The sequence below is a fragment of the Paenibacillus cucumis (ex Kampfer et al. 2016) genome, from assembly GCF_019748695.1.
Lineage (GTDB): Bacteria > Bacillota > Bacilli > Paenibacillales > Paenibacillaceae > Paenibacillus > Paenibacillus polysaccharolyticus.
This window is the reverse complement of the sequence record NZ_JACLIC010000009.1, coordinates 259,003-266,946: the sequence shown is the minus strand read 5'-3', so window position 1 is coordinate 266,946 and position 7,944 is coordinate 259,003. Positions and strand designations below refer to the sequence as shown.

The following is a 7,944-nucleotide window of genomic DNA, read 5'->3' as shown; positions in this document are numbered from 1 at the left end:
AGTTGTCCCAAGCTTGAGGGCAGGTTGCCTACGTGTTACTCACCCGTCCGCCGCTAAGTATCAGGAAAGCAAGCTTTCCATCAACTCCGCTCGACTTGCATGTATTAGGCATGCCGCCAGCGTTCGTCCTGAGCCAGGATCAAACTCTCCAATAAAGTTATTGAAAAGAGCGATAAGCTCATTTTGAATCTGACGAGATTAAAATCTCATTTGTGTTCCAGTTTCCATACAGCCAGATGGCATGTACCAAAAACCTTCACATCATTCTGCAAGCAGAATGTTTACTCACTCGTTGTTCAGTTTTCAAAGATCAAACGCATTCAGTCACTGTCACTCATTCGCTTCAGTAACTTTTATATCATATCATTTCCGAACCAACTTTGCAAGCACTTTTTTTAAGTTTCTTTCGAAGCTTGTTTTTACTGGCTTGCCGCACCGTGTAAACTGTGTTTTCTTGGCCGGAATTAGAATATACCATGTAGAGAATTTTAATGCAAGTGTTTTTTCTAATTTCTTTTATTACTTAACACTAAACTATAGTTGGACTCATTTGATAACGAATATACTCATAAACGTTAATCTTTTAACTACCATATTAAAAAAAGACCCTCTCGTTATGAGAAGGTCTTCACATTACAAATCCAACTATGCTTCTAACCTAATACTTCTTGAATATATAACTGTCTTTGTTGCATCAAATTAATAATCGATCCTTCTACAGATACCATTGGCCGAGTAGGATGATCTCGATCTGAGAAAATAATTTCCCCAATCTGGTTATTACTCAGTTTCACTCGTATTCCGTTATGAATCTGGGTGGAGCGTTGCACAAACATATTCACAACAGAAGGTTCCAGTTTACCAAACGCCTCACTTTGAATTTGTTCCAGAACCAGATACGGAGATTGAGCCTTACGATAAATCTTCTCTAGGGTCATTGCATGGAAAATATCTGCGATAGCTACGATTTTGGCATAGATATGAATCTGTGTCCCGGTAAGTTGCAAGGGATAACCCGATCCATCCACTTTTTCGTGATGCTGCAGTGCTGCAAGTCTTGCACCTTCATTGATGGCCTTAGCCTGTTTAAGAATCTGATAACCATACTTGGTGTGTTGCCTGATCTCCTCTTGCTCCTCCGCTGTCAGAGAAGAAGGTTTATGGAGAATCTGCGGATCAACCTTGTTATTACCGATATCATGGAACAATCCAGCAAAGGCAACCTGCATCCAGTCCTTGGAGGGGAGATCAATCCACTGAGCCAGTTGATAGGATGTGATCGCGCTTAGCACAGCATGGTGATATACATAATCATGCTCTTTCATATTGCGTGGACTGAAGGTAAGCACATTATATTGTTTGAGATGTATGAACAAAGCCTCTAGCTGTGTCCGTAACTCATAAACGGGCAATTCAGCAGCTAATGAGGAGAGAAACGCGTTTTTAGTCAACGTAACCATTTTCTCGTATTCATCTTGAAGTGTAATAACTGGCGCTGAAACTATTGTAATTGTCCGATCCCCATTCTTCTCTGCGACGGCTGTTCCTAATGCTCCGCTGGGTCCAGTTACTCCTTTGGAACCTCCACTGCTAGTTCCTGTCCTCTCTTGTTCGATGTCCACCTGATGAATCAAAAATGCCCTGAGGACTTCCATATCTTTAGGTAAAATAATTTTACCCTTTTGAAGCAACACATTGCCACGCGACGTCTGCACATCACTTCCCAATTTTAGTCCTGGTTTGACTTCTGACAGGGTAATTAATCCCATACCGATTCCCCTCACTCATCGTTCTTCTTAAGATGATGACAATACAAGACCATAGTCCCGGTTTCTCATGTTATTTCCCATTATATTACTCAGAAAACAGGCTGTACATCCTAGATTTTGAAGCTTCCATTATTTCTTCTGTACATATCAAAAAGGCCCCCATAAAGGGAGCCCTTCGTATCCTGTTTCAAGTTTCTTAACGATTCAATAAAACAAGATACCTATGTTATTCTTCCGAACCTGAATCATCATCTTGAACATCAGCTTCTGCTTCAGACGCCATGCCTTCTTCCAGATTTAACTCTGTATCAGAGGACGCCCCAGATTCTGTTGCTTCATCGTTTTCTTCATCTGGTTCTTCTTCATTTTTATCAATTCGGCTTACGGTAGCTACAGCGTCTTCCTCACGAATATGGATTAGCTTCACACCCTGAGTATAGCGACCCATGGTTGAGATGCCATCCATGCTCATCCGAATTAATGTACCACTGGATGTGATAATCATCAGATCCTCTTCTGTTTTAACCATTTTGAGGCTGACAACAGCACCGTTCTTCTCGGTAACATTGATCGTCTTGATTCCTTTACCACCACGAGTTTGCATCCGGTAATCACTAACTGGGGTCCGTTTACCGTACCCTTTGGCTGTGACAATCAAAACATCCAGATCAGCATCTACGACGTCCATACCGATAACCGCGTCTTGATCGTCAAGCGTGATACCCTTAACCCCGGTAGCACTACGTCCCATAGAACGTACATTACCCTCCGAGAAACGAATAGACATTCCATGAGCTGTACCCATGATAATCTCTTGTTGCCCATCCGTCAGCTTCACATCAATCAGGCTGTCATCATCACGCAAGGAGATCCCGATAAGTCCGCCTTTGCGAATGTTCGTGTAATCTTCAAGCGGCGTTTTCTTCACTACACCCTGACGTGTTGCAAAGAATAGATACTTATCGCTCTCGAATTCCTGTACTGGAATAACCGCATTGACAGACTCCCCTTGCTCAATCTGAATCAGGTTGATAATTGGTGTCCCACGCGCTGTACGTCCAAGCTCTGGAATCTCATAAGCTTTCAGGCGATATACTTTACCTTTATCCGTGAAGAACATCAGGTAATTGTGAGAGTTGGTAACAAAAAGATGCTCGACAAAGTCGGTATCCTTTGTATCCATCCCTACAACACCGCGTCCTCCGCGTTTTTGGCTACGGTAGGTAGATACAGGCAGACGTTTAACGTAACCTGTGTGGGTAATCGTGATGATTACTTCTTCACGTGGAATCAGATCCTCATCCAGAATACTTTCTTCTCCAACCGTGATCTCGGTACGGCGATCGTCACCAAAACGCTCACGAATTTCCTGAAGCTCTGTACTGATAATCTCAAGTACAAGATGTTCATTAGCCAAAATTTCGCGATACTCGCGGATTTTGACCATCAATTCGTTGTACTCGTTCTCGATCCGTTCACGTTCCAAACCTGTCAGACGTTGCAAACGCATATCCAGAATAGCTTGCGCCTGGTCATGGCTGAGTGAGAAACGCTCAATCAAACCTTCTCTAGCGGCATCTGTATTGCTTGATGAACGAATCAACGTAATGATCTCGTCGATGTGATCCAATGCAATACGCAAACCTTCCAGAATGTGAGCACGAGCTTCGGCTTTTCTCAATTCGAATTGTGTACGGCGACGAATAACCTCAATCTGGTGCTGCAAATAGTGATATAACACTTCACGCAGATTCAGAATCTTTGGTTCTTTATTGACGATCGCAAGCATGTTAATACCGAATGTGGACTGCATCGAAGTGTGCTTGTACAAATTGTTCAGCACAACACCAGGATTGACGTCCCTGCGAAGCTCAATCACAACCCGCATACCATTACGGTCAGATTCATCACGCAGATCGGTTATGCCATCGATCTTTTTGTCACGTACCAGTTCAGCAATTTTCTCTACGAGTCTTGCTTTGTTCACCTGGTACGGAAGCTCTGTAACGACGATACGAGCTTTGTTATTGTTCTCTTCGATATTGGTTCTGGCACGCATCGTTACCGATCCGCGTCCAGTCTGGTAAGCCTGACGAATACCTGAACGTCCCAGAATATAACCAGATGTAGGGAAGTCTGGACCTTGGATATAATCCATCAGTTCCATGGACGTAATGTCTGGATTTTTAATCATGGCCTGTACGCCGTCAATAACCTCTCCCAGATTATGAGGAGGAATGTTGGTAGCCATACCTACGGCGATCCCGCCAACTCCATTGACAAGCAAGTTAGGAAAACGAGCAGGGAGAACAATAGGTTCATTTTCTTCGCCATCATAGTTTGGTTGGAAGTCAATGGTGTCCTTGTTGATATCTCTGAGCATTTCCATCGCAATCTTGGACAAACGTGCCTCGGTATAACGCATCGCTGCAGCCATATCACCATCGACTGATCCGAAGTTACCGTGTCCATCGACATGCATGTAACGCAGGGAGAAGTCCTGTGCCATCCGTACCATCGTCTCGTAAACGGCAGAGTCACCGTGCGGGTGATACTTACCGATAACTTCGCCGACGATTCTGGCTGATTTTTTATGTGGTTTATCAGGTGTCATGCCAAGCTCCGACATTGCATACAGAATGCGCCGGTGAACCGGCTTCAATCCATCACGCACATCTGGCAGGGCACGGCTCACTATGATGCTCATCGCATAATCCATAAACGATTCACGCATCTCGACGCCAATATCCCGATCTTTAATCTGCGAGTTCATTTCTTCCGCCATGCTGGACCTCCTTCTTGTCCTTCAACAAACGTTCCAAATCAATCATTTCCAGAAAATTAATATATGTGAAAAGCCTAACAAGGCTAAAACCGCGCAAGAACGCTACTCTTTATTATATTACTTTCACAAAAGTTACACAATTAAACGTCCGCTGGGCAATAGCCTTTCTTCCAGGAACTTGAGCGTGTCTGGGGGTTCGCCCTGCCTTCCTCTGCAATTGCACATACAATGCTAGAAAAGCGGCATATGTACTGTCCAATCAAGGCTAGATCCGTTCCCACGTGGCCATCAAACTGCAATTTTATCGGCTGACAGCACAAAACGCCATATTCCTCTATTATACCACTGAAATCATCTCTTGTCCTTTGATTTTCTGCATAATGTCCCTCAGCACAACGGATCAAAACAAGAAAGGACTGATGCACATGAGCATCCAGCGTGTCTCCAGCAAATGGACTAAAACAGCAATTTTGCAACGCAGTCGTCATGTCAATGAATATATACCGGTGACCCGAAAATATAGCTCACAAACACTAGAACGAATGACCGAGTTATTCCCAGCCAATTTTATTAAGCCCGACAGGGGAACTTACGGTAATGGGGTGATGAGGGTAAGGACAGTTCACACCACAATCACAGTCCCTCGTTCTGCAGACTCAACTGCCGAATCCATAAACGATGAAGTATCTGACGAATCCACCTCACCCGAATCAGTAGAATCAGAGCCTACTCCTCCGACCATGTCCAATCTTACGACCTATCATCTGCAACATGGAACTGAAGAGCGAGTCTTTCATTCGCTCACAGAACTTGAGAACGCATTGAACGAACGTATTCAGAAACGTGACTATATCATTCAACAGGGTATTCCACTAATGACACATGAGGGATTACCTTTTGACCTGCGCGTATTAACCCAGAAGAATCCACAGCACAGCTGGGAAACGACAGGTATTCTCGGACGGGTTGCTGCGCCAGGAAAAATCATTACCAATATCCACGGAGGCGGCCGTCTGGCCACCTTTGAAGAACTTGTACTCCCGCAACTCAAAAGGGAAGGATATCAAAAGCTTAAGCATGAATTGCACCGCCTCGGTATCCATACTGCTGTCCAATTGCAAAGCTCTTTTCCCAGACTCAAAGAGATTGGAATTGATATCGCTTTGGATGATCATGGGCGTCCCTGGATTCTGGAGGTCAACACACTGCCTGGCATCTATGCCTTTGGTCTGCTTCCCGATAAAGAGGCTTACCGCAAAATCAAGCGTTATGCCATTGCTTACGGACGCTTACCCTCCAAAAAAGGCAAAGCGAAAAAAACAACCTCGAAGGCTTCCAAAGCCCAGGCTTCCGCAATCAAACGACGGACTGCCAGGTAAATAAGCGCATATCACTCATAATATAAAAAAAGGCGCCCTCACAGGCGCCTCTTCGCAACTCGTTAAATATCGAGGTTTTTCACGTATTTTGCATTCTCCTGGATGAAGTCACGACGAGGTTCGACGTTATCTCCCATCAAGGTGTCAAACATGGCATCCGCGAGCATCGCATCGCTGATCGATACTTGCAACATTGTCCGGCTTTCCGGGTCCATCGTGGTTTCCCACAATTGTCCCGCATTCATCTCGCCAAGACCTTTGTACCGCTGGATATTGAACTTGACGTTCTCACCCAATGAAGCAATAATCTCGTCACGCTCTTTCTCGGAGCCTGCATAACGAATGACTTTGTTACGCTCAATCTTGAACAGTGGTGGCTGTGCAATATATACATAACCGGCCTCAATGATTTTGCGCATATACCGATACAAGAATGTCAGCAACAGTGTACGGATATGGGCACCATCGACATCGGCATCGGTCATCAGAATGATTTTGTGATAACGTGCTTTGGAGATGTCGAAATCATCGCCGATCCCTGTTCCCATCGCAGTGATGATCGCACGAATCTCGGCATTACCCAGGATACGGTCAAGACGTGCCTTTTCCACGTTCAGGATCTTACCACGAAGCGGCAAAATAGCCTGGAAGTGACGGTCACGACCCTGTTTGGCTGAACCGCCGGCAGAGTCACCCTCGACGATGTACAATTCACTGATGGACGCATCTTTGGATGAACAGTCCGCCAGCTTACCCGGCAGGGAGCTGACTTCAAGCGCGCCTTTACGGCGTGTCAGTTCACGAGCTTTACGAGCCGCTTCACGGGCACGCGCAGCCTGCAATCCTTTTTCCAAAATACGACGGGATACGGAAGGATTCTCTTCCAAGAACTCCTGCAGCTTCTCTGCAAACAAAGACTCCACAATACCACGTACTTCACTGTTTCCGAGCTTTGTTTTTGTTTGTCCTTCGAATTGCGGTTCCGGAATTTTGACCGAAATAATGGCCGTCAGACCTTCACGCACATCGTCACCAGACAGATTGCCGGTACTATCCTTGATTACACCAGCCTTACGGGCATAGTCATTAATAATCCGGGTGAGTGCACTCTTAAAGCCTGACTCGTGCGTTCCGCCCTCATGGGTGTTAATGTTATTCGCAAAAGAATAAATATTCTCGGTGTAATTGTCATTGTATTGCAGTGCAACCTCCACCTGAATGTTATCCCGTGAACCTTCAACGTAGATCGGATTCTCATGCAACACTTCACGCTTTTGATTCAAGAAGGATACATACTCAATGATCCCGCCTTCGTACATGAAGGAGTTAGTTACACCTGTACGCTCATCTGTCAGAGTCAGACCGATTCCTTTGTTCAGGAACGCCAGCTCACGGACACGTGTAAGCAATGTTTCGTAATCATATACCAAAGTTTCTGTAAAAATCTCCGGATCGGGATGGAACGTCACAGTTGTTCCCGTCTCGTCGGTTGTGCCGATCACTTTGAGATCATATTGCGGAGCACCGCGGCGGTATTCCTGTTGATGGATATGACCATCCCGTTTTACAGTAACGACTACTTTTTCAGAAAGTGCGTTAACAACGGATACACCTACACCGTGCAGACCACCGGATACCTTGTACCCTCCGCCGCCGAATTTACCCCCTGCATGAAGAACAGTCATAACGACTTCCAGAGCTGGACGTTTCATTTTGGCATGTTCGCCAACTGGAATACCCCGTCCATTATCCACAACGGTTACACTGTTGTCTTCATGGATGTTGATCTCGATATGATCACAGTAACCCGCCAGCGCTTCATCGATACTGTTGTCCACTACTTCCCAGACCAGATGATGCAGACCTTTGGCACTGGTGGAACCGATGTACATCCCCGGACGCTTACGTACGGCTTCCAGTCCTTCAAGGACCTGAATTTCATTCGCATCATATGACGGTTGATTCATAGACATGCCTTTCACCTACTTCTATAGATTCAATATCTTGAATA

General features: G+C 45.3%; 4 protein-coding genes and 1 rRNA gene. 1 reads left to right on the top strand and 4 read right to left on the bottom strand.

Annotated features, from left to right (window positions below; all coding sequences use genetic code 11):
* The 3 genes from H7T88_RS06395 to gyrA all read right to left on the bottom strand — a co-directional run.
* Positions 1 to 155: ribosomal RNA gene (locus H7T88_RS06395) — 16S ribosomal RNA — on the bottom strand; the annotation flags it as partial.
* 498 nt (positions 156 to 653) lie between these two features.
* Complete coding sequence (locus H7T88_RS06390) at positions 654 to 1,769, bottom strand: HD-GYP domain-containing protein (protein ID WP_221787677.1); 1,116 nt, start codon at positions 1,767 to 1,769, stop codon at positions 654 to 656.
* A 226-nt stretch (positions 1,770 to 1,995) separates the two neighbouring features.
* Positions 1,996 to 4,554: a DNA gyrase subunit A gene (gene gyrA, locus H7T88_RS06385; protein ID WP_154960409.1), complete on the bottom strand. Its 2,559-nt coding sequence runs from the start codon at positions 4,552 to 4,554 to the stop codon at positions 1,996 to 1,998.
* A 425-nt stretch (positions 4,555 to 4,979) separates the two neighbouring features.
* On the opposite strand from gyrA, the gene H7T88_RS06380 reads away from it, so the two are divergent.
* Positions 4,980 to 5,933, top strand: a complete 954-nt coding sequence (locus H7T88_RS06380) for a YheC/YheD family protein (protein ID WP_221787676.1) — start codon at positions 4,980 to 4,982, stop codon at positions 5,931 to 5,933.
* 62 nt (positions 5,934 to 5,995) lie between these two features.
* On the opposite strand, the gene gyrB is transcribed toward H7T88_RS06380, so the two are convergent.
* Positions 5,996 to 7,906 (bottom strand): DNA topoisomerase (ATP-hydrolyzing) subunit B, encoded by a 1,911-nt coding sequence (gene gyrB / locus H7T88_RS06375; protein WP_154889614.1) that lies wholly within the window; start codon positions 7,904 to 7,906, stop codon positions 5,996 to 5,998.
* Positions 7,907 to 7,944: the final 38 nt, after the last annotated feature.

What these genes read in the sequence shown, in the direction of transcription:
- H7T88_RS06380 (WP_221787676.1), top strand. Translation starts at nt 4,980, where the DNA reads ATGAGCATCCAGCGTGTCTCCAGCAAATGGACTAAAACAGCAATTTTG.
- gyrB (WP_154889614.1), bottom strand. Translation starts at nt 7,906, where the DNA reads ATGTCTATGAATCAACCGTCATATGATGCGAATGAAATTCAGGTCCTT.
- H7T88_RS06390 (WP_221787677.1), bottom strand. Translation starts at nt 1,769, where the DNA reads ATGGGATTAATTACCCTGTCAGAAGTCAAACCAGGACTAAAATTGGGA.
- gyrA (WP_154960409.1), bottom strand. Translation starts at nt 4,554, where the DNA reads ATGGCGGAAGAAATGAACTCGCAGATTAAAGATCGGGATATTGGCGTC.